The organism is Streptomyces sp. NPDC028991 (genome assembly GCF_055564775.1).
This window is the reverse complement of the sequence record NZ_JBVHVP010000012.1, coordinates 110507-130497: the sequence shown is the minus strand read 5'-3', so window position 1 is coordinate 130497 and position 19991 is coordinate 110507. Positions and strand designations below refer to the sequence as shown.

Here is a 19991-nt window from a genome sequence, read left to right as displayed (position 1 = left end):
AGACTCAACGCCCCTTCCAAGGAATGCAGGCAGGCTAACCTAACTTAGGCATGCCTAACTACCTTCTCGCCAGGCTCGCCACAGCCGTGCGTACCGGCCGCCCAGAGCCACCAACTCCTCGTGCGTGCCTTCCTCCACGACACGCCCCGCGTCCAGTACGGCGATCCGGTCCGCCGCCATCGCCTGGGTCAGCCGGTGCGCCACGAACAGCGTGGTCCGGCCCGAGCAGGCGGCCCGCACGGCCCGTTCCAGCTCGGCGGCGCCCTCGCTGCCCGCCTCCGCGGTCGACTCGTCCAGCACCACCACCGGCGACCGGCTCAACACCAGCCGGGCCAGGGCGATCTGGGCGACCCTGGTGACGTCGAGGCGCTCGCCGCCCTCGCCGACCAGGGTGTGCAGCCCGTCGGGCAGCGCGTCGACCCACGCCTCGGCGCCGACCGTGCGCAGGGCGGCCAGGAGTTCGGCGTCGGTCGCCTCCGGAGCGGCCAGCCGCAGGTCGTCGGCGAGCGGTCCGGAGAACACGTGCGTCTCCTGCGTCAGGATGCTCACCAGGGCCCGGGCTCCCGCCTCGTCCAGTCCGGCCAGATCGGTCGGCCCCACGCGCACCGAACCGGCCTGCGGCGTCCCGATACCCGCGATCAGCGCGGCCAGGGTCGTCTTTCCCGCCCCCGTCGCCCCCACCAGGGCGAGCGAGCCGCCCGCCGGAATCGTCAGGTCGACCTCCCTGAGGACCGGCTCGTCGGCGCCGGGATAGGCGAACGTCAGCCCCCGGACCGTCACCGGGTACGGCACGGTGTCCGCCGCCGCCACCGACGTGTCCCCCACCAGCCGGTCCGCCGAGTCCTCTCCCAGCACCCCGACCAGCCGGGTGAGGCTCGCACCCGACTTCTGCGCCTCGTCGAAGGTGAACATGATGGCGCCCAGCGGGGTGAACAGCCGGTGGAACAGCAGCGGGGCCGCCGACACCTCGCCCAGGCTGGCGGCGTCGGCCTCCAGGAGGGCGTACCCGACCACGATGATCAAGGTCAGCCCGATGAACTCGGCGCGGTTCTCCCTGCCGACGAACCGGCCGAAGAACCGGAACACCTCGATACCGAGATCGCGCACCCGCCACGACTCGGTGGTCACCTTCTCCCGGAAGGCGCCCTCGAGTCGGTACGCCCGGACGGTGTCGATCCCGTTCAGGCCACTGATCAGCGCCTGCGCGCGGTCCGCCTGCGCCACCCGCTGCTTCCGGTACAGCGGGGCGGACCGGGGGAGGTACCACCGCAGGGCCAGCGCGTACGCGGGCAGCGCGCCGGCGCCGGCCAGCCCCAGCCGCCAGTCCAGGCCGAACATGCCCGCCGTGGCGATGACGACCAGGACCCCCGCCGAGAACACCGTGGGGACGGCCGTCCGGATGCCGTTGGAGATCACGGCGACATCGTCACCGACCCTGGACAGCACGTCTCCCCGGCCGACCTGCTCGATCCGCGTACTGGGCATGCCCAGCACCGCCCGGACGGCGCCTTCCCGCAGTCGCGCGAGAAGGTCGGCGCCCAGCCGCCCGATGAGGTAGGTCGACACCGCGGTGGCCACCGCGCCGAGCAGTGCGGCGGCCGCCATCAGGACCCCGACCGTGACCAGGACCGATCGTGACTCGCCGCCGACCACCCCGTCGACCACCCGGCCGAGGAGGAGCACCGGGAGCACCTGGAGCGCCGCACCGGCCACCGTGGTGAGCATGGTGGTGACCGTCAGCCACGGCACCTCGCGGCAGTGCGCCGCGACCCACCGGGTGGCCTCACGTCCGGTCGCCGTGTGCAGGATCGCCGGGGCGACGCGTGTGTCGGTGCCGCTCACACCTACCCGACCGACTCGACGAGCTCGTCGATCGCGTACGGCATGGACAGCAGGGTGCCCTGGGAGATGGCCGCGCCGACCGCCGGGCCCTCACTGTCCAGCAGGTACGACACCTTGCCGTTCTTGACGGCGTCCAGGTTGGTGAACAGCTTGAACTTCTTCAGCGCGTCCTGGTCCGCCTTGTCGTTGATGACGAAGACGCGGTCGACGTCGACCAGGTCGACGCGCTCGGGTGAGAGCGTCGTGTAGAAGTCGCCGTCCGCGACCTTGTCGATCTCGGTCTGGTACGTGAAGCCGAGGCCCGTCACCAGCCGTCCGCGCACGTCGGTGGAGGTGAAGGGCGCCACCGAGTTCTTGTACCAGGACAACACCACGGCGGTCTGGCCCGCGAACTCGGGGTGCGCCTTCTTGGCCGCGTCGAGCTTGCCCTGGATGTCGGCCACCATCTTCTCGCCCTCCTCGGCCTTGCCGAGCGCCTTGGCGATGTGGAGCGCGTTGTCCTGCCACGGAGCGCTGAACGGCTCCTTCTCGGCCTTGGTGCGGCCCACCGTGGGAGCGATCTTGGAGAGCTTGTCGTAGGCGGCCTGGTCGATCTCGGAGTAGACCGCGATGATCAGGTCCGGCCGCAGGGCGGCGATCTTCTCGAAGTTGGGGCCGGAGTCGCCGTTCTTCATGACGACCTCGGGCTTGGTGTCGCCCCACTTGTCCTTCACCCAGGGCCACTGGGTGTTGATGTCGGGACTCTGGCCCGCCGGGTTCGGGTACTGGTCGACCATGCCGACCGGCTTGATGCCGAAGGCCAGGATGGTCTGGTCGTCGGTGTAGCCGACGGAGACGACCCGCTTGGGGGCCTCGGTGACCTTCGTGGTCCCGAACGCGTGCTCCACGGTGACCGGGAAGGCCCCGGAGGCGGCGGCCGGGGCGTCGTCGCCCGCCTTGTCCGCCGAGTCGTTCGAGTCGGAACCGCATCCCGCGAGGAGGCCGGCGCCGAGGGCGGCGGCGGACAGTACCGCCGCCAACCGCCGCCAGGTCCTGATACGCGTCGTTCTGTGGAGGAGCATCCGGAGATCCCTTGCTGTCGCACTGTCCACTGCGGCCCCGTCCAAGGGCAGCACACCTTACCGCGCTCGAGTGAGGTTAGCCTACCCTCACCACTACAACTCTGTTACCGCTTGGCCGAGTTCGGCGTGGGTCCGTCCGATCGGGACGATGAGGGGGCGATCACCCACCGGATCGTCGATCACCTTGGCGCGCAGACCGAAGGCCTCGTGCAGCAGCTCGGCGGATATCACGTCGCGCGGGTGCCCCTGCGCCAGGACCGCCCCCTCCCGCATCACGACGAGGTTGTCGCTGTAGCGCGTGGCCAGATTGAGGTCGTGGAGCACCATGACCACCGTGCACCCCGACTCGTGCAGGTCGTCCACCAGATCGAGCACGTCGATCGCGTGCGCCAGGTCCAGGTACGTGGTCGGCTCGTCCAGCAGCAGCAGGTCGGTGCCCTGGGCCAGGGTCATCGAGATCCAGACGCGCTGACGCTGGCCGCCGGACAGCGAGTCGACCGGGCGGTCGGCGAGGTCCGAGACCCCGGTCATGGCCAGCGCGCGCTCGACGACGGCGGCGTCGTCCGACGACCACTGCCGCAGCCAGCTCTGGTGCGGATGACGGCCCCTGGCGACCAGGTCGGACACCGTCAGCCCGTCCGGGGCGACCGGAGCCTGGGGCAGCAGGCCGAGCTTCTTCGCCACGTCCCTGGTCCTGAGCGTGACGATGTCCTCGCCGTCCAGCACGACCGTGCCCCTGGTCGGCTTGAGCAACCTCGACAGCGTCCGCAACAGGGTCGACTTCCCACAGCCGTTGGGCCCGATGATCGTGGTGATCACCCCGGGCGGGATGGCCACGTCGAGCTCGTCGATGACGGTCCGGGCGCCGTACCCGACCGTGACACCCCTGGCCGCCAGCCGTGAGACGTCATGGGTCCCGGACCCGACCGCGCTGATGGACTGAACGACCACGAGGCCCCCTTGTTTAGGCTTGCCTTACTTTGTACCAGCTATCTGCGGTTCGCCCGTACCAGCAGATAGACGAGGAAGGGGCCGCCGATCGCGGCGGTGACCACGCCGACCGGGAGAGAGACCGGCAGGGCCGTGCGGGCCACCAGGTCGCAGCCGATCAGCAACAGCGCTCCCACCATGCCGGAGGCCGCCAACGGCGGTGTCGGGCACCTCGCCAGACGCATCGCCACCTGCGGTGCCACCAGCGCGACGAACGGGACCGGACCCGCCGCGCTCACCGCCACGCCGGCCAGCAGCACCGCGCACAGCAGCAGCACCGCCCGCACCGTCGAGTACCGGACGCCGAGGCCCGCGGCGACCTCGTCGCCGAAGTGCATCGGCTTGAACTGGAAAGCGACACAGGAGACGACGGCCAGGAGGACGAGCGTCCCCCAGAGGGCCACCCGGACCTCGTCCCAGGACCGGTTGTCCAGCGAGCCGACCAGCCACGCCTGGGCCCGGGCCACATCCCTGATGTCGGCCGTGACCAGCAGCCAGGTCGTGATCGCCTGCATCACGGCGCTCACCGAGATGCCGATGAGGATGAGCCGGAAGCCGTCGATCCCGCGCCGCCACGCCAGGAAGTACACCAGCAGACCGGTGCCGAGACCGCCCGCGAGCGCCGCGGCGGACAGTCCCACGGAGTCGACGATCGCCGCGGAGGTGCCACCCGAAACGGTCACCAGGAAAACGGCGACCGCGCTCGCGCCGCCGGTGATGCCGAGAATGTCCGGACTGGCCAGCGGATTGCGCGCGATGGACTGCGTGAGCGCGCCGGACACCCCCAGCGCGACACCCACGACGAGACCGGCGAGGGCACGTGGCATCCGCAGGTCCATGATCACGAACTCGTCGACCCGCTCGCCCCCGCCGAGGATCGTGGCGACCACCCGGGGCAGGCCGATGGGAAAGTCCCCGACGCCGATGGACAGACAGAACACCAGGAAGGCCGCCGCCGCCAGCAGCAGCGTGACGCAGGCGGTCCAGGGCCGCCACACGAAGGACACGCGCCCGAACCGCACACCCGGCGTCAAGGACGGCCTGACGTCGGCCCCGTTCACCTTCACATCCGCCCCGTTCACGCGTTCTTGAACTTTCCGCGCCACACCAGGGCCGCGAAGAAGGGAGCGCCCAGCAGAGCGACGAGGACACCCGCGTCCAACTCCCCCGGCCGCACCACCAAGCGGCCCACGATGTCGCAGACCAGCAGGACGACGGCGCCCAGCAGACCCGCGTAGGGCACCAGCCAGCGGTAGTCCGGCCCGGTCAGGTACCTGGCCACGTGGGCCACCATGAGGCCGATGAACGCGATGGGGCCGCACGCCGCCGTCGCCGCGCCCGCCAGCAGGGTGACGGCGACGATGCCGACGGTCCGGCTCAGCGCGATGTTCACACCCAGCCCCCGTGCCACGTCGTCCCCGAGGTTGAGCAGGTTGATGGCCGGCAGCGTGGTCAGTGCCAGCACCAGCCCGACCGCGATGAACGCGGTCACCGGCCAGATGACGTCGAACCCGACACCGGCCACCGAGCCCGCGTTCCAGAACCGCAGGGCGTTCAGCGACGCCTTGTCCGTCAGCGCGACCGCCGTGGTCATCGCCGCGAGGAACACGGTGACGCCCTGTCCGGCCAGGGCGAGCGTCAACGGGTTGCCGGCGCCCCGGCCGATGCTCGACAGCCCGAACACGACGACACCCGCGACCGCCGCGCCCAGGAAGGCGAACCAGACGTACTGGAACGGACTGGTGAAGCCGAACAGGGCGATCCCCGACACCACGGCGAACGAGGCACCGGAGTTCACCCCCAGCAGGCCCGTGTCGGCGATCGGATTGCGCGTGTACCCCTGGATCAGTGCCCCGCCGATCCCCAGGGCGACGCCCGCCACGACCGCCAGCACCGTGCGGGGCACCCGCACGGTGCGCACGATGAGCCTGATCTCCGTGAGCCGCTGATCGGAGTCGGGCGCCGCGGACAGCCCGTGCCACACCTCGGCGGGACTCAGCGCGCGCGCACCCACGGCCAGCGACGCCGCCGTCGCGACCACGAGGATCACCGCGAGTACCCCCAAACCGGCAACCCGCCTCCGGCGGGCCTCTGTCGTACCCCTGGGCAGGGGGCGCTCAACCGCAGTCGTGGCCATGGCGCCGTACATTAGCGGGCGGTGGTGCCGGCTCCGTCGGCAACCGTCCGGGCCTCGTCGGAGGCGGACTTGAGGCCCCGGGCGAGCAGTGATTCCAGGATCTCCCCGACCCTGATGGCGGTGTTGGACAGCAGGGACGACGTGATGCCGTGGGTGTGCTCCGTACCGCCCTGCAGGTAGATGCCGCAGCGCAGGCCGGGGTCGGTCGCGACGCGGTAGTCACGCTCGACGCGGACCAGGCCCTCCTCGTCCCTGAGGCAGCGGTCCGCGACCTCGCCGAGCAGGCCGAGGGGATCGGCCGGGCTGTAGCCGGTGGCGAAGACCACGACGTCCGCGTCCAGGAAGGTCTCCTCGCCGGTGACGAGGGAGGTGACGGTGGCTCGGACGTTGTCGGGCGTCTCCTTGACCTCGGTGAGCCGGGACACGTTGAGGAAGCGCAGCCGCTCGGTACCGAGGACCTTCTCCCGGTACATCTGCCGGTAGAGGTCGTCGATCAGGTCGATGTCCACCACGGAGTAGTTGGTGTTGCCGTGGTAGTCCATCAGCCGGCGTTTGACGCTGCCGGGCGCGGCGAAGTAGTCGTCGACCGCCGCGGGGTCGAAGATCCGGTTGGCGAACCCGCTGTCGTCGGCGGGACTGTAGCCGTACCGGGTGAAGACCGCGCAGACCTCGGCCTCGGGGAAGCGGCGGTGCAGGTAGGCGACGTTCTCGGCGGCGCTCTGCCCGGCGCCGACGACCACGAACCGAGAGGGCGAGGTGCCTTCCAGCCCGTCGACCTTCGCCAGCAGTTCGGAGTTGTGCCAGACCCGTTCGCCGCGCTCCACGCCGTCCGGAAGCAGGGGACGCAGCCCGGTTCCGATGACGAGGTTGCGCGCCCGGTGGACCTGGGTCCCCCCTCCCGAACGGACCGTCACCTCCAGGTGATCCACCGTTCCGTCCCGGACGACGGACGCGACGCCGACGACCTGGTGCCCGTAGGAGACCATGTCGTCGACCTTGCCCGCGGCCCACTCGAAGTAGTCGTGGAACTCCACCCGCAGCGGGAAGAGGTTCTTGTGGTTGATGAAGTCGATCAGCCGTCCCTTGCTCTGCAGGTAGCAGAGGAAGCTGAACTCGCTGGCCGGGTTCCGGAGTGTTACCAGGTCCTTGAGGAAGGACACCTGCATGGTGGCGTCGTCGATCAGCATCCCGCGGTGCCAGCCGAAGTGCGGCTGCTGCTCGAAGAAGCGGGCGCTGATCGCCTCCTGCCGGCCGGCGCGTGCGTTGTGTTCGCCGATCGCGATCGCCATGGCGACATTGGAGGGTCCGAAGCCGATGCCAATGAGGTCGTGGACCGGTGTTGCGTCATCAGGAAGAACCTGTGACATGTCACTCCCATCGTGCGGGACAGTCGCCTGTCGGGCGTGGGGATTGCCGGAATGGGGCATGCCGACGGAGCGGCCGCCGGGAACTTAGGGGAGCCTAAGCTAATGCCGCGAAGCTGTCGATAGGGCGACGCGGCACGACGCGTTCGCCAACCAGGGTGTTGCGCAAGGCTGTTGCACACTAAGGTAAGCCTTGCTTTAGTTGCTGGGCCGTCCCCTGCCTTGAGGAGGAACCCCCATGCGGGTCGTCATGTTCGGTTACCAGACCTGGGGGCACCGGACCCTGCAAGCCCTCCTGGACTCCGAACACGACGTGGTGCTGGTCGTGACGCACCCCAAGAGCGAGCACGCGTACGAGAAGATCTGGAGCGACTCCGTCGCGGACCTCGCCGAAGAGCACGGCGTGCCGGTCCTGATCCGCAACCGCCCGGACGACGACGAGCTGTTCGAGCGCCTCAAGGAAGCCGACCCGGACGTCATCGTGGCCAACAACTGGCGGACGTGGATCCCCCCGCGCATCTTCGGCCTCCCGCACCGCGGCACGCTCAACGTCCACGACTCGCTGCTGCCGAAGTACGCCGGATTCTCACCGCTGATCTGGGCCCTGATCAACGGTGAGACCGAAGTGGGCGTCACCGCGCACATGATGAACGACGAACTCGACGCCGGCGACATCGTCCGGCAGGAGGCGGTGCCGGTCGGACCGACGGACACCGCCACCGACCTCTTCCACAAGACGGTGGACCTCATCGCCCCGGTGACCATCGGCGCCCTCGGCCTCATCGCCGCGGGCCAGACGGAGTTCACCAAGCAGGACCGGTCCCGGGCGAGCTTCTTCCACAAGCGCTCCGCCGAGGACATCCGCATCGACTGGAGCTGGCCGGCACGGGATCTGGAGCGCCTGGTCCGCGCCCAGTCCGACCCGTACCCCAGCGCCTTCACCTTCCACAAGGGAAAGCGGCTCGAGGTCCTCGCCGCCGTCGTTTCGCAGGGCCGCTACGGCGGTACGCCCGGCCGCGTCTTCTACCGCGAGGGCGACGGCGTGGTGATCGTCGCCGGAGCCGACGCGCGCACCGGCCGCAACCGGGGCCTCTCCATCACGCGCGTACGGACCGAGGACGGACGGGAGCTGTCCGCGGCGGAGTACTTCACCTCCATGGGCGGCTATCTGACCAGCCACCCCTCCCCGGACGGGTGAGCCGGGGCGAACACCGGTGAGGGCCCGGCCGGCAGACGCGGCAGGGCCCTCACTCACATGCTCTTCCGCCGCCTACGGGGCGGCCGGTTCAACCGTTCAGCCACCGCTCTTGCGCCGGAACGACCGCTGGCTCGCGGCCGGACCGTGTGCGCCGCGGATCTTCGACGCGTCGGTGTGCCCGGCGAGGGCCGCGGCCTCCGCCTGCCTGCCGCGCTTGCGCTCCAGAGCCTCCCGGAACTTGCCCTTCAGGTCGTACTGACCGTTCTCGTCGGGCGTCACGGCAGGGCTCTCGACGTCGGTCGGCTCCGAACCTGCTTGCGATGAAGACTCTGCAGCCATGGTGACCTCCTGGGTTCGGACAACAGGACCACAGCTTGTCATGCCGACCACCGTCCGGGGTACCGCCCGTCCCCGGAGGACGCACGGCGGCGGCCGGGCGCGCCGCGACCCCGGCGTGGACGCGGTCGCCGCGGGGATCGGCGCTCGGCACCACCGCGCCGCGGCTCCGCCCTCGTCAGCGCGGGCGGGTCCGGCTCGGGCGGGGCCGGGGGACTGTCGCGTCGCAGGCGGGGCGCGTGGAATCGCCTGTGCCTCGGCGCCCTGCCTAAGGTGGGCAGTCCGACGGAACCGGAGTTCTTGCCGGACGCAGGAAGGCGGGGCGGCATGGCGCGCAGTGTCGATTCGATCCGGCGAGCCGTCCTGGGCTCCCTCGGCGCCGTACTGGTCGTGATCGGCGCAGCCCTGCTGGTGCTGCCGGGACCGGGTCTGCTGCTGGTGTTCGCCGGGGTGGTGCTGCTGTCGCGTGCCATCCCGGCACTGGACCGGTTCGTCGCTCCGCTGCGCGGACAGGCGATGCGCGCGGCCGAGGAGAGTGTCTCCTCGCCTTGGCGTATCGCCGGCTCGGTCCTGGCCGGCCTCTTCCTCGTCGGCGCGGGCGTGGTGTGGGGGCTCGTCCCCCGGGTGCCGTACTCCGGCTGGACGACCGGGGCGAGTCTGATCGTTTCCGGCTGCGTTCTGTTCGCCCTGCTCGTCTGGAGTCACCGCCGCGTCCAAGCCGCGCGTGACGGCCGTTGACGAAACGGGACAGCGTTCCGGAGGACGGCACCGAAGTGGCACGCCGATCTCTACGTCCTGTCCCCCGGGCCCAGGGACCCTGGTGCCCCTGTTCGACGCGGAGCACGGACTCGGCGGGGTCGCCGGCCGCGGCGTCGCGGAGACCGCGGACGAGAGCCCCGAGCGGGTGGCCGCGGTCCATCGGCTCACCTGGGCCTGCCTGCGCAGCGCGCTGTACCCCGGGCACCCCGCCTGGCGGGCGGCGCGTGACGAACTGACGACCGGGCCCGACCCCTTCGGACGGGTCCAGGCCAGGTAGGCGGGCCCGGCGCGGACCAGGCACCAGGCACCAGGCACCAGGGGTCGGCGTGGCCGCCGCGGGGGCCGCGTCCTCACGCCTCCGGTACGACGCGGGGCGCTGTCCGGCGCGAGGTCCCCGGGAGGCCCGGGGCCCCGGGCCTCCCGGAGCCCGCTGGTAAACTGGGTCCACGCTTCGAGGCGCCCGGGTCCGTACCGAGGGGTACGGACCCGGCCGTGTTCCGGGCGCCTGATCAGGAAGGTCCCCCATGAACGCGAAGCCCTCGCCGGCCACCGGAGATTCCCGGGCCGGCAGGTCCCAGCCGACGACGGCGCCACCGGAGCCGGCGGACCAGCCGCCGGTCACGTCCTTCGACGCGCTCGGGCTGCCGCCGGTACTGCTGAAGACGCTGACCGGCCTGGGGGTGACGGAACCCTTCCCGATCCAGGCGGCGACCCTGCCCGACGCGCTGGCCGGCCGCGACGTCCTCGGCCGTGCGCGGACCGGCTCCGGCAAGACGCTGGCCTTCGGGCTCGCCCTGCTCGTCAGGACCGCGGGCGCGCGGGCGAAGCCGAAGCGGCCGCTCGCTCTGGTCATGGTGTCGACGCGGGAACTCGCACAGCAGGTGAGCGAGGCCCTGGCACCGTACGCGCAGGCGCTGAACGTGCGAATGGCGACGGTGGTCGGCGGGCTGGCGATCAACCGGCAGGCGGCGCTGCTGCGCAGCGGGGCCGAGGTGGTCGTCGCGACGCCGGGGCGGCTGGCCGACCTGGTGTCGCGGCGTGACTGCCACCTCGACGACGTGCGGATCACGGTGCTGGACGAGGCGGACCAGATGTGCGACCTGGGCTTCCTGCCGCAGGTCACGGGCATCCTGGACCAAGTGCCCCCCGACGGGCAGCGGCTGCTGTTCTCGGCCACGCTCGACCGCGACGTCGACCAGCTGGTGCGGAGCCATCTGCACGATCCGGTGGTCGCGTCGGTCGACCCGGCCTCGGGCTCGGTCACCACGATGGAACACCACGTACTGACCATCCACCCCGCCGACAAGTACGCGACCGCGACCGAGATCGCCGCACGTGACGGCCGGGTGCTGATGTTCCTGGACACCAAGGCCGGGGTGGACCGGTTCACCCGGCACCTGCGGGCCAGCGGCGTGCGGGCCGCCGCCCTGCACAGCGGGAAGTCGCAGCCGCAGCGCACGCATACGCTCGCCCAGTTCGTGGAGGGCCGGGTCGGCGTGCTGGTGGCCACCAACGTCGCGGCGCGGGGCCTCCACGTCGACGCGCTCGACCTCGTCGTCAACGTCGATCCGCCGGCCGACGCCAAGGACTACCTGCATCGCGGCGGGCGCACGGCGCGCGCCGGGCAGTCCGGGAGCGTGGTCACCCTGGTCACTCCCGACCAGCGGCGCGAGGTGAACCGGATGATGTCCGACGCGGGAATCCGGCCGACCGTCACCGCGGTGCGCTCCGGGGAACAGCAGCTGACCACCATCACCGGCGCGAAGCGCCCGCCCACCGGGCCGCGGACCGGTGGCGGCAACGCCCCCTTCCGAGGCCTCGGCGTCCGTTCGGGCCGACCCGCGAAGGAGTCCCGCAAGACCGCCGAGGCCCGCAAGGCCGCGGAAGCCCGCGCGGCGGCCCGGGTGCGCAGGGGCCGCTGACCCGGGTCGGGCCCGGCCGGGGCGGGTGAGCGCCCCTGGGTAGGGTGGGCGGGAAGCACCCGTGGGAGGCCCGCTGAGAAGGCCCCCTGTGAGTCGGACGAGGAGCGGAATTGAGCGAGCCGGCGGCCATCGCCCTGCAACTGGAGATCGCCCGGGAACTGGAGGTCGCGGAGACCTTCGATGCCGAACGGGAGATCGAACGCCGAGTGGCCTTCCTTGCCGAGCGGCTGACCTCCACCGGTCTGCGCTCTCTCGTGCTCGGCATCAGCGGCGGTGTCGACTCGACCACCGCGGGCCGGCTGTGCCAGCTCGCCGTCGAGCGGGCGCGGGCCGAGGGGCACGAGGCGAGTTTCCACGCGATGCGGCTGCCTCACGGGGTCCAGGCCGACGAGCGCGACGCCCAGCTCGCGCTCTCCTTCATCAAGGCCGACCACGTGCTGACGGTGGACATCAAGCCGGCCAGCGACGCCGCGCTCGAGGCACTGGTCGCCGGCGGTGTGACCTTCCGCGACGCCCGGCACCAGGACTTCGTACAGGGGAACGTCAAGGCCAGGCAGCGCATGATCGCCCAGTACGCCGTGGCCGGCGCGCACGACGGCCTGGTCGTGGGCACCGACCACGCCGCCGAGGCGGTCTCCGGCTTCTTCACCAAGTTCGGGGACGGTGCCGCCGACCTGGTCCCGCTGACCGGTCTCACCAAGCGCCGCGTGCGCGCCGTCGCGGACATGCTGGGCGCGCCCGCCGAACTGGTGCGGAAGGTCCCGACGGCCGACCTGGAGACCCTCGACCCCGGCAAGGCCGACGAGGACGCCCTCGGAGTCACGTACGAGGACATCGACGACTTCCTGGAGGGCAAGCCGGTGGACGAGCAGGCCTTCAAGAAGATCGTCACCCGGTACCGGCTGACCGACCACAAGCGCCGGCTGCCCATTGGTCCGTTCCCCTCGAACTGACCGACCGCGCCTTCACCGTGATCGCCCCGGCCCTGGACCACACCGGCTGACGACGAGAGGCCGGGCAGACGGCCGCACTTTTGGTGCGACTTGTCGCTTATCACCCTAGTCTGTCGAGCGAGAGGCTTGGACAGTCGATGCCGGTTAAGCCGGCGGAAGGTGAGCTTCCATGGCTGAACGGCTCAAAAGGTCCGGCTTGATCGGTGAACTGTCGGCCGAATTCGCCGGCACGATGGTCCTCATCCTCTTCGGCTGCGGCGTGGTGGCCCAAGTGGTCGCGGGCGGGGCCCTCACGGATCCCGCAGGCGGCCTCGGGGACCACGACAGCATCTCCTGGGCGTGGGGTCTCGGTGTCACGCTGGGCGTCTACGTGGCGGCGAGGCTGAGCGGCGCCCACATCAACCCCGCGGTGACCCTCGCCCTCGCCGTGTTCAAGGGGTTCCCGTGGCGCAAGGTGGTTCCGTACGCGCTGGCCCAGACGGCCGGCGCCTTCGTGGCCGCCCTGCTGGTCCGCTGGAACTACACCGAAGCGCTGGCGAAGGCCGACCCCGGCCACACCATCAAGACGCAGTTCGTGTTCTCCACGCTCCCCGCCAACGGGAACACCGCTCTCCCGGTCCACGAGTGGGGCGCCTTTCGCGACCAGGTCATCGGCACCGCCATCCTCCTACTGCTGATCATGGCCCTCACGGACCTGCTGAACACGCCGCCGGGCGCGAACCTGGCACCCTTCGTCATCGGCCTGGTCGTGGTCGCGATCGGCATGGCGTTCGGCACCAACGCGGGCTACGCCATCAACCCCGCCCGCGACTTCGGCCCCCGGCTCGCCAGCTTCCTCACCGGTTACGGCGGAGCCTGGCGAGATCAGTACGGAAACCTCTACTTCTGGGTACCGATCATCGGCCCGCTGATCGGTGGCGTAGTGGGCGCGGGCCTGTACAAGGTTCTGATCGGCCGGTTCCTGCCCAAGGCGGAGCCCGAGCCACCGGGGCGCGTACCGGCGCCCGAGGACTGACACCGGCCGGAGAGGCGGCACAGCATGGCGGACTTCATCGGCGCGGTGGACCAGGGAACCACCAGTACCCGATTCATGATCTTCGACCACGGCGGAAACGAGGTGGCGAAGCACCAGTTGGAGCACGCCCAGATCCTCCCCCGCTCCGGATGGGTGGAGCACGACCCGGTGGAGATCTGGGAGCGCACCAACTCGGTGATGCAGAACGCGCTGCGTTACGGCGGACTGTCGGGGACCGACCTGGCGGCCATCGGCATCACCAACCAGCGGGAGACCACGGTGGTCTGGGACCCCCGCAACGGCCGCCCCTACTACAACGCCATCGTGTGGCAGGACACCCGCACCGACGCCATCGCGGCGGGCCTCGAACGTTCGGGCCGGGGCGACGTCATCCGCCGCAAGGCCGGACTGCCGCCGGCGACCTACTTCTCCGCCGGGAAGATCCAGTGGATCCTGGAGAACGTCGACGGGGTGCGCGAAGCGGCGGAAGCCGGTCACGCCCTCTTCGGCAACACGGACGCCTGGGTCCTGTGGAACCTCACCGGCGGCCCCGACGGCGGCATCCACGCCACCGACGTGACCAACGCGAGCCGGACCATGCTGATGGACCTGGAAACGCTCGACTGGGACGACGAACTGCTGGGCTTCTTCGGCATCCCCCGGTCGATGCTGCCGTCCATCAACCCCTCGTCGCACGCGGAGGCCTACGGTGCGGCCCGGACCTCCCGGCCGCTGCGGGCCGCCGTTCCCATCGGCGGCGTACTCGGCGACCAGCAGGCGGCCACCGTCGGACAGGTCTGCTTCGCGCCCGGCGAGGCAAAGAACACCTACGGCACCGGCAACTTCCTGGTACTCAACACCGGCACGGAACTGGTCAGGTCCCAGCACGGCCTCCTCACCACCGTGGCCTACCAGTTCGGCGACAGCCCGGTGGTCTACGCGCTGGAGGGCTCCATCGCGGTGACGGGGTCCGCGGTGCAGTGGCTGCGCGACCAGATGAAGATCATCAAGACGGCGGCCGAGAGCGAGGACCTCGCCCGCACCGTCGAGGACAACGGCGGCATGTACTTCGTACCCGCCTTCTCGGGCCTGTTCGCCCCCTACTGGCGTTCCGACGCCCGCGGCGCCATCGTCGGCCTGGCCCGGTACAACGACAACGCGCACCTGGCACGGGCGACCCTGGAAGCCATCTGCTACCAGAGCCGCGACGTCGTGGAAGCCATGGAACAGGACTCCGGGGTCCATCTCGACGTGCTCAAGGTCGACGGGGGTGTCACCGCCAACGACCTCTGCATGCAGATCCAGGCCGACGTCCTCGGCGTACCGGTGAGCCGCCCCGTCGTCGCGGAGACCACCGCACTCGGCGCGGCCTACGCGGCGGGACTGGCCACGGGGTTCTGGCGGGACACCGATGAACTGCGCACTCACTGGCACGAGTCCAGGCGCTGGGAACCCCAGTGGTCCGAGGACCGGCGCGCGCAAGGGTACGCGGGGTGGAAGTCGGCGGTGGAGCGCACCCTGGACTGGGTCAAGGTCCCCTGAACCGGCTTCGCCCAGGAGGGAGGACTCGAGCGCGGAGGGCAGCAGGCGTCGCCATAAGGTGATCCACATGTCTGCCAGATTGAGTTCCGCGAGGACCCGCGACGCGCTCCGCACCACCGCGCGCACCTCTGCCGAACTGCTGCTCATATTCGTCATGCTCGCAGTGGTCTTGTGGCTCCTCGGCCGCATGTGGTCGGTCGTGTGGCCGCTGATAGTCGGTCTGCTCCTGACCACGCTGACCTGGCCCGCGGCCCGCTTCCTGCGACGGCACGGGTGGCGTCCCGCCCTGGCCGCGGCGGTGGTGACCGTGGCGTTCCTCCTGGCCGTCACGGGCATCGTGGCGCTGATCGCGGTGCCGATGTCCTCCCAGACCGACGAGTTGACCGACGGCGTGGTGGAAGGCATCGAGCGGCTGCGCGACTGGGCCGCGGGGCCGCCGCTGAACATCGGCGACGACCAGATCACCGGCGCGCTCGACTCCGCGATGGCACGCGTCCAGGACAGCGTCGGCAGCGTGGTCACCACCGTGGCCACAGGTCTGAGCACCGTGGTCAACGGTCTGATCACCGCGGTCCTGGGCGTCTTCCTGATGTTCTTCTTCCTCAAGGACGGGCCCCGGTTCCTGCCTTGGCTCACCCGCCAGCTGCCCGGCCGGCTCGCGGCCGACGTGCCGGCCGTCGCCCTGCGCAGTTGGGAGACGCTGGGGTCCTTCGTCCGCGCACAGGCGCTCGTGGGTCTGCTCGACGCCGTCTTCATCGGCATCGGACTGTGGATCCTGGGTGTGCCACTGGTACTGCCCCTGGCGGTGCTGACGTTCGTGTCCGCGTTCGTGCCCATCGTGGGTGCCCTGTTCGCGGGCTTCGTCGCGGTGCTCATCGCTCTGGTGTCGAACGGTCTCACGGACGCGCTGATCGTACTGGCGATCATCGTCGTGGTGCAGCAGCTGGAGGGCAACGTGTTCCAGCCCATCATCCAGAGCCGCGGGCTCGGTCTACACGCGGCGGTGATTCTGCTGGCGGTGACACTCGGCGGCAGCCTCGCCGGAATCGTGGGCAGTCTGCTCGCCGTACCGGTCGCCGCGCTGATCGCGGTGGTCTGGAACTACGTCCGCGAGCAGCTCGCCGACCCACCGGAGGAGCCCGCCACCGCCGACGCCTGAGGGGCGGGACGGCCCGCCCCGCCGGACGGCGCCGCGTCCGCACCGTGCGCCTTCCGGTAGGCGGTCGGGGCCGGCCCCACCTCCCGTCGGGAAGGGGCCAGGCCGCTAACCGGCGTCCAGCGGCCGTTCGAAGAACGTCTCGAGCACCACCGTCGCCTGGGTGCCGCTGACCCCGTCGATCGCGTAGAGGCGGCGCAGCACGTCCTGGAGCCGCTCGGTCGTGGCCGTGCGCACCTTGACCAGGACGGCGGCGCTGCCCGCGATGACGTGCGCCTCCTGGATCTCCGGCAGGGCGGCGAAGTCCTCGGCCCGGTCGCCCATCCACGCCGTGGAGTCGACCAGCACGAAGGCGAGGACCCCGCGGTCGATCGCCTCGGGGTCGACGTCGACCGTGGTGGCCCTGATGACGCCCTGTTCGCGCAGCTTGCGGACGCGCTCGTGGGCGGCGCCCGCCGACAGGCCGACCTCCCTGCCCAGCGCGGCGTACGGCCGGGTCGCGTCCCGCTGGAGCAATGCGAGCAGGCGACGGTCGATCTCATCCACTGACTTCATGGAATGACCGTATCTGATTCGGTTATCTGCATGCTACGTTGAATGTCATCCTGATCACTACCTGCTGAGAGGACACCATGTCCACCGACGGCCCGTACGAGATCCTGGACGACCGCTTCCGCACCGGACGCTGCGCCAACGGTGACAGCAGGCTGGAGGTCCTGCACGACGGCTGCCGCTGGGCCGAGGGCCCGCTGTACGTCCCCGCCTGGCGCCAGCTCGTCTGGAGCGACATTCCCAACGACCGCATCCTGCGCTGGGACGAGGCCACCGGCACCGTCGGCGTCTTCCGCACCCGGGCCGGCCACAGCAACGGCAACACCCTCGACCGGCAGGGCCGCCTGGTCACCTGCGAACAGGGCAACCGCCGCGTCACCCGCACCGAACCCGACGGGACCGTCACCGTCCTCGCCGATCGCTACGACGGCAAACGGCTCAACAGCCCCAACGACTCGGTCGTGCGCTCCGACGGCACGATCTGGTTCTCCGACCCGGACTTCGGCATCACCAGCGATTACGAGGGCCATCGCGCCGAGTCCGAGATCGGCGCCCGCAACGTGTACCGGATCGACCCGGCGTCGGGGGACGTGCGGCTGGCCGCCGACGGCTTCGACGGGCCCAACGGCGTCATCCTGTCCCCGGACGAGAAGCGGCTGTTCGTCTCCGATTCCCGGGCCGCCCGGATCCACGTGTTCGACGTCCGCGAGGACGGCGCGCTGGCCGGCGGGAAGGTCTTCGCCGAGGCCGGGGGCGAGGTGCACTTCGACAACATCCGCTTCGACGACGAGGGCCGCCTGTGGGCCGCCGCGCTGGACGACGGTGTCCACTGCTACGACCCCGACGGCACCCTCATCGGCCGGCTGCGGGTGCCCGAGCCCGTCTCCAACATCGCCTTCGGCGGCCCGAAGAACAACCGCCTGTTCATCACGGCAACCACATCCCTGTACTCACTGGTGATGTCGGTGACGGGCGCGCCGCGTCTCCAGAGCCCGTCCGGTCCGGACGGTGCTCCGTGGCACCCTCGTCGCGGGTGAGCCGGTGGGTGCCCCATGCGAACCGTTCCAGCGGCGGAACCGGACGGGACGGTGCCACCGGACACCCCTGCCGCGAACGGGGCGAGCCCCGAAAGCCGTGCCCGGACAGCTCACGGCAGGTGACGGAAGGCGACCACGGGCGGCCGAGCCGGCTGCGAAGCGGTGAACCGGTGTACAGGAAAAGGCCGTTGCGACGTAGGTTGTGATGAAGCACCCATGCCTCGGCTGAAAGACGGACCGTACCCATGAGCGACCCTGTGACCACACCCGGCACCGCGGCCCACCAGAAGATCGACACCTCGGTGCCGCATTCGGCCCGGATCTGGAACTACTGGCTGGGCGGGAAGGACAACTACCCGGTCGACGAGGAGGCCGGCGACGCGTACACCACCGTGTTCCCCGGCATCGTGACCATCGCCCGCAGCAGCCGCGCCTTCCTGCGCCGCAACATCACGTACCTGGTCGCCGAGGCGGGTGTCCGGCAGTTCCTCGACATCGGGACCGGTCTGCCGACCGCCGACAACACCCATGAGGTCGCCCAGCGCATCGCCCCCGAGACCCGGATCGTCTACGTCGACAACGATCCGATGGTCCTCGCCCACGCCCGCGCGCTGCTCTACTCCACCCCCGAGGGCGCGACCGCCTACATCGACTCCGACGTGCTCGACCCCGACAGCGTCCTGAGGGACGCCGCCAAGACGCTGGACTTCGACCGGCCCGTCGCCCTGATCCTCAGCAACATCCTGGGGCACGTGGCGGACTACGACCAGGCACGCTCCATCGTCACCCGGCTGATGGACGCGCTTCCGTCCGGCAGCTATCTCTCCGTCAACGACGGCTCGCGAGGGATCGATCCGGAATTCGACCGGGCCCAGGACGCCTACAACGAGAGCGGCGCCGCTCCCTACATCCTGCGCACCGTCGATCAGATCACGGCGTACTTCGACGGCCTGGAGCTCGTGGACCCCGGGGTCGTCCCGGTCACCCGCTGGCGTCCGGAAGCCGGCTCCGCCGCCCCCGAGCTCATCGGCGAACACGGGGGCCTCGCCCGCAAGCCGTGACGCCAGGACCGCGGACGGCATCGCCGAATCCGGCCGACGGGGCACTCACCGCCCGGAGGGTCGACGTAGTCGACGGGCGGCTCCCGGTGACGCCGTCCGTGGCCGCCCACGACAGGCCGGGGGCGGTGCGCCGCTCTCACCGGCGCCCGGCCGACCCGGCCGGAACCCGACCGGAACCCGACCGGAACTTGACCGGAACCCGACCGAAGGAGCGGTGCCCATGCCCGGATGGCCGTTGCCCGAGACGTTCCCCAGCAGCTCCGGGGACGTCCGCTGGAACCGGCTCGGCGGAGCGGACCGGCCACCGCTGGTCCTGCTGCACGGCACGCCGTTCTCCTCGTACGTGTGGCGTGCGGTGGCCCGCTCGCTGGCGCGTGACCATCAGGTGTTCGTCTGGGACATGCCCGGCTACGGGATGTCGGAGAAGTACGCGGGCCAGGACGTGTCGCTGGCCGCCCAGGGCCGGGTCTTCACCGAACTGCTGGGCCACTGGGGCCTGCCGGAGCCTCTCGTGGTCGCCCACGACTTCGGCGGCGCCGTCGCGCTGCGCGCCCACCTGCTGCACGGCGTCGGCTACCGGGCCCTCGCCCTGGTCGATCCGGTCGCGGTGGCGCCGTGGGGGTCACCGTTCTTCCGGCTGGTCGGTGACCACGCGGAGGTGTTCGAGGAACTGCCGCCCGCGCTCCACCGGGCTCTGGTCCGTGAGTACATCACGTCCGCCAGCGGTCCGGGGCTGCATCCCGCGGTGCTGGACCGGCTCGTCGAGCCCTGGCTGGGCGAGTCGGGTCAGCCAGCCTTCTACCGGCAGATCGCCCAGGCCGACCAGCGTCACACCGACGAGATCCAGGACCGGTACTCCGGTATCGCCGTCCCCACGCTCATCTGCTGGGGCGAGGACGATACGTGGATCCCCGTGGCGAAGGGCCGTGAACTCGCCGCCGCCGTCCCGGGCGCCCGGTGGGAGCCGATCGCCCACGCGGGCCATCTCGTCCAGGAGGACGCGCCCTCCGAACTGACCGCCGCGCTGCTCGCCTTCCTGCGGCCCGTTCCCTGACGGCCGCGGCGC

General features: G+C 70.8%; 18 protein-coding genes and 1 pseudogene. 11 read left to right on the top strand and 8 right to left on the bottom strand.

Going from position 1 to position 19991, the window contains the following annotated elements:
* Positions 1-54: 54 nt before the first annotated feature.
* The 6 genes from ACZ4V1_RS23240 to ACZ4V1_RS23215 form a co-directional block, all read right to left on the bottom strand.
* Positions 55-1842 carry an ABC transporter ATP-binding protein gene (locus ACZ4V1_RS23240; RefSeq protein ID WP_468339118.1) on the bottom strand — a complete coding sequence of 596 codons (1788 nt, stop codon included), beginning with the start codon at positions 1840-1842 and terminating at the stop codon, positions 55-57.
* Between the two features lie 2 nt (positions 1843-1844).
* Positions 1845-2903: an iron-siderophore ABC transporter substrate-binding protein gene (locus ACZ4V1_RS23235; protein WP_468339116.1), complete on the bottom strand. Its 1059-nt coding sequence runs from the start codon at positions 2901-2903 to the stop codon at positions 1845-1847.
* A 93-nt stretch (positions 2904-2996) separates the two neighbouring features.
* The gene (locus ACZ4V1_RS23230) at positions 2997-3854 is read right to left on the bottom strand and encodes an ABC transporter ATP-binding protein (protein ID WP_468339114.1); all 858 of its coding nucleotides are present in this window, start codon (positions 3852-3854) and stop codon (positions 2997-2999) included.
* Positions 3855-3892: 38 nt separating this feature from the next.
* On the bottom strand, positions 3893-4954 hold the full coding sequence (locus tag ACZ4V1_RS23225; protein WP_468339270.1) for a FecCD family ABC transporter permease: 1062 nt from the start codon (positions 4952-4954) through the stop codon (positions 3893-3895).
* 17 nt (positions 4955-4971) lie between these two features.
* Positions 4972-6030: a FecCD family ABC transporter permease gene (locus ACZ4V1_RS23220; RefSeq protein WP_468339112.1), complete on the bottom strand. Its 1059-nt coding sequence runs from the start codon at positions 6028-6030 to the stop codon at positions 4972-4974.
* Between the two features lie 11 nt (positions 6031-6041).
* Complete coding sequence (locus ACZ4V1_RS23215) at positions 6042-7397, bottom strand: lysine N(6)-hydroxylase/L-ornithine N(5)-oxygenase family protein (protein ID WP_468339110.1); 1356 nt, start codon at positions 7395-7397, stop codon at positions 6042-6044.
* A gap of 235 nt (positions 7398-7632) precedes the next feature.
* Here ACZ4V1_RS23215 and ACZ4V1_RS23210 point away from each other — a divergent pair, with 235 nt between their 5' ends.
* On the top strand, positions 7633-8592 hold the full coding sequence (locus ACZ4V1_RS23210) for a methionyl-tRNA formyltransferase (RefSeq protein WP_468339108.1): 960 nt from the start codon (positions 7633-7635) through the stop codon (positions 8590-8592).
* A gap of 96 nt (positions 8593-8688) precedes the next feature.
* Here ACZ4V1_RS23210 and ACZ4V1_RS23205 read toward each other — a convergent pair whose 3' ends face one another.
* Positions 8689-8931 (bottom strand): DUF5302 domain-containing protein, encoded by a 243-nt coding sequence (locus ACZ4V1_RS23205; RefSeq protein WP_468339106.1) that lies wholly within the window; start codon positions 8929-8931, stop codon positions 8689-8691.
* A gap of 324 nt (positions 8932-9255) precedes the next feature.
* Here ACZ4V1_RS23205 and ACZ4V1_RS23200 point away from each other — a divergent pair, with 324 nt between their 5' ends.
* The 7 genes and pseudogenes from ACZ4V1_RS23200 (at position 9256) to ACZ4V1_RS23170 (ending at position 16278) form a co-directional block, all read left to right on the top strand.
* Positions 9256-9666 carry a PGPGW domain-containing protein gene (locus ACZ4V1_RS23200; RefSeq protein ID WP_468339104.1) on the top strand — a complete coding sequence of 137 codons (411 nt, stop codon included), beginning with the start codon at positions 9256-9258 and terminating at the stop codon, positions 9664-9666.
* A 30-nt stretch (positions 9667-9696) separates the two neighbouring features.
* Positions 9697-9964: pseudogene (locus ACZ4V1_RS23195) on the top strand (chlorophyllase); the annotation flags it as partial.
* 247 nt (positions 9965-10211) lie between these two features.
* Positions 10212-11609, top strand: coding sequence for a DEAD/DEAH box helicase (locus ACZ4V1_RS23190; RefSeq protein ID WP_468339102.1), 1398 nt, complete (start codon positions 10212-10214; stop codon positions 11607-11609).
* A gap of 110 nt (positions 11610-11719) precedes the next feature.
* Positions 11720-12562, top strand: a complete 843-nt coding sequence (gene nadE / locus ACZ4V1_RS23185; RefSeq protein WP_468339100.1) for an ammonia-dependent NAD(+) synthetase — start codon at positions 11720-11722, stop codon at positions 12560-12562.
* A gap of 169 nt (positions 12563-12731) precedes the next feature.
* The gene (locus ACZ4V1_RS23180) at positions 12732-13577 is read left to right on the top strand and encodes an MIP/aquaporin family protein (RefSeq protein WP_468339098.1); all 846 of its coding nucleotides are present in this window, start codon (positions 12732-12734) and stop codon (positions 13575-13577) included.
* Between the two features lie 24 nt (positions 13578-13601).
* The gene (gene glpK, locus ACZ4V1_RS23175; protein ID WP_468339096.1) at positions 13602-15119 is read left to right on the top strand and encodes a glycerol kinase GlpK; all 1518 of its coding nucleotides are present in this window, start codon (positions 13602-13604) and stop codon (positions 15117-15119) included.
* Between the two features lie 67 nt (positions 15120-15186).
* On the top strand, positions 15187-16278 hold the full coding sequence (locus ACZ4V1_RS23170) for an AI-2E family transporter (RefSeq protein ID WP_468339094.1): 1092 nt from the start codon (positions 15187-15189) through the stop codon (positions 16276-16278).
* 105 nt (positions 16279-16383) lie between these two features.
* Here the strand turns inward: ACZ4V1_RS23170 and ACZ4V1_RS23165 are convergent, their stop codons facing one another.
* Positions 16384-16821 carry an Lrp/AsnC family transcriptional regulator gene (locus ACZ4V1_RS23165; protein WP_468339268.1) on the bottom strand — a complete coding sequence of 146 codons (438 nt, stop codon included), beginning with the start codon at positions 16819-16821 and terminating at the stop codon, positions 16384-16386.
* An 86-nt stretch (positions 16822-16907) separates the two neighbouring features.
* On the opposite strand from ACZ4V1_RS23165, the gene ACZ4V1_RS23160 reads away from it, so the two are divergent.
* The 3 genes from ACZ4V1_RS23160 to ACZ4V1_RS23150 all read left to right on the top strand — a co-directional run bounded on the left by ACZ4V1_RS23160 (position 16908) and on the right by ACZ4V1_RS23150 (position 19979).
* Positions 16908-17864: an SMP-30/gluconolactonase/LRE family protein gene (locus tag ACZ4V1_RS23160; RefSeq protein ID WP_468339092.1), complete on the top strand. Its 957-nt coding sequence runs from the start codon at positions 16908-16910 to the stop codon at positions 17862-17864.
* Positions 17865-18109: 245 nt separating this feature from the next.
* Entirely contained in the window at positions 18110-18925 is an 816-nt protein-coding gene (locus tag ACZ4V1_RS23155; protein WP_468339090.1) for an SAM-dependent methyltransferase, read from the top strand.
* 220 nt (positions 18926-19145) lie between these two features.
* Positions 19146-19979, top strand: coding sequence for an alpha/beta fold hydrolase (locus ACZ4V1_RS23150; protein WP_468339088.1), 834 nt, complete (start codon positions 19146-19148; stop codon positions 19977-19979).
* The last annotated feature ends 12 nt before the right edge of the window (positions 19980-19991 follow it).

Excerpts from the sequence above, each read along its gene's own strand:
- ACZ4V1_RS23180 (WP_468339098.1), top strand. The coding sequence starts at position 12,732 with ATGGCTGAACGGCTCAAAAGGTCCGGCTTGATCGGTGAACTGTCGGCC.
- ACZ4V1_RS23160 (WP_468339092.1), top strand. The coding sequence starts at position 16,908 with ATGTCCACCGACGGCCCGTACGAGATCCTGGACGACCGCTTCCGCACC.
- glpK (WP_468339096.1), top strand. The coding sequence starts at position 13,602 with ATGGCGGACTTCATCGGCGCGGTGGACCAGGGAACCACCAGTACCCGA.
- ACZ4V1_RS23155 (WP_468339090.1), top strand. The coding sequence starts at position 18,110 with ATGAGCGACCCTGTGACCACACCCGGCACCGCGGCCCACCAGAAGATC.
- ACZ4V1_RS23200 (WP_468339104.1), top strand. The coding sequence starts at position 9,256 with ATGGCGCGCAGTGTCGATTCGATCCGGCGAGCCGTCCTGGGCTCCCTC.
- ACZ4V1_RS23190 (WP_468339102.1), top strand. The coding sequence starts at position 10,212 with ATGAACGCGAAGCCCTCGCCGGCCACCGGAGATTCCCGGGCCGGCAGG.
- ACZ4V1_RS23150 (WP_468339088.1), top strand. The coding sequence starts at position 19,146 with ATGCCCGGATGGCCGTTGCCCGAGACGTTCCCCAGCAGCTCCGGGGAC.
- ACZ4V1_RS23235 (WP_468339116.1), bottom strand. The coding sequence starts at position 2,903 with ATGCTCCTCCACAGAACGACGCGTATCAGGACCTGGCGGCGGTTGGCG.
- ACZ4V1_RS23220 (WP_468339112.1), bottom strand. The coding sequence starts at position 6,030 with ATGGCCACGACTGCGGTTGAGCGCCCCCTGCCCAGGGGTACGACAGAG.
- ACZ4V1_RS23205 (WP_468339106.1), bottom strand. The coding sequence starts at position 8,931 with ATGGCTGCAGAGTCTTCATCGCAAGCAGGTTCGGAGCCGACCGACGTC.
- ACZ4V1_RS23210 (WP_468339108.1), top strand. The coding sequence starts at position 7,633 with ATGCGGGTCGTCATGTTCGGTTACCAGACCTGGGGGCACCGGACCCTG.
- ACZ4V1_RS23215 (WP_468339110.1), bottom strand. The coding sequence starts at position 7,397 with ATGTCACAGGTTCTTCCTGATGACGCAACACCGGTCCACGACCTCATT.
- ACZ4V1_RS23170 (WP_468339094.1), top strand. The coding sequence starts at position 15,187 with ATGTCTGCCAGATTGAGTTCCGCGAGGACCCGCGACGCGCTCCGCACC.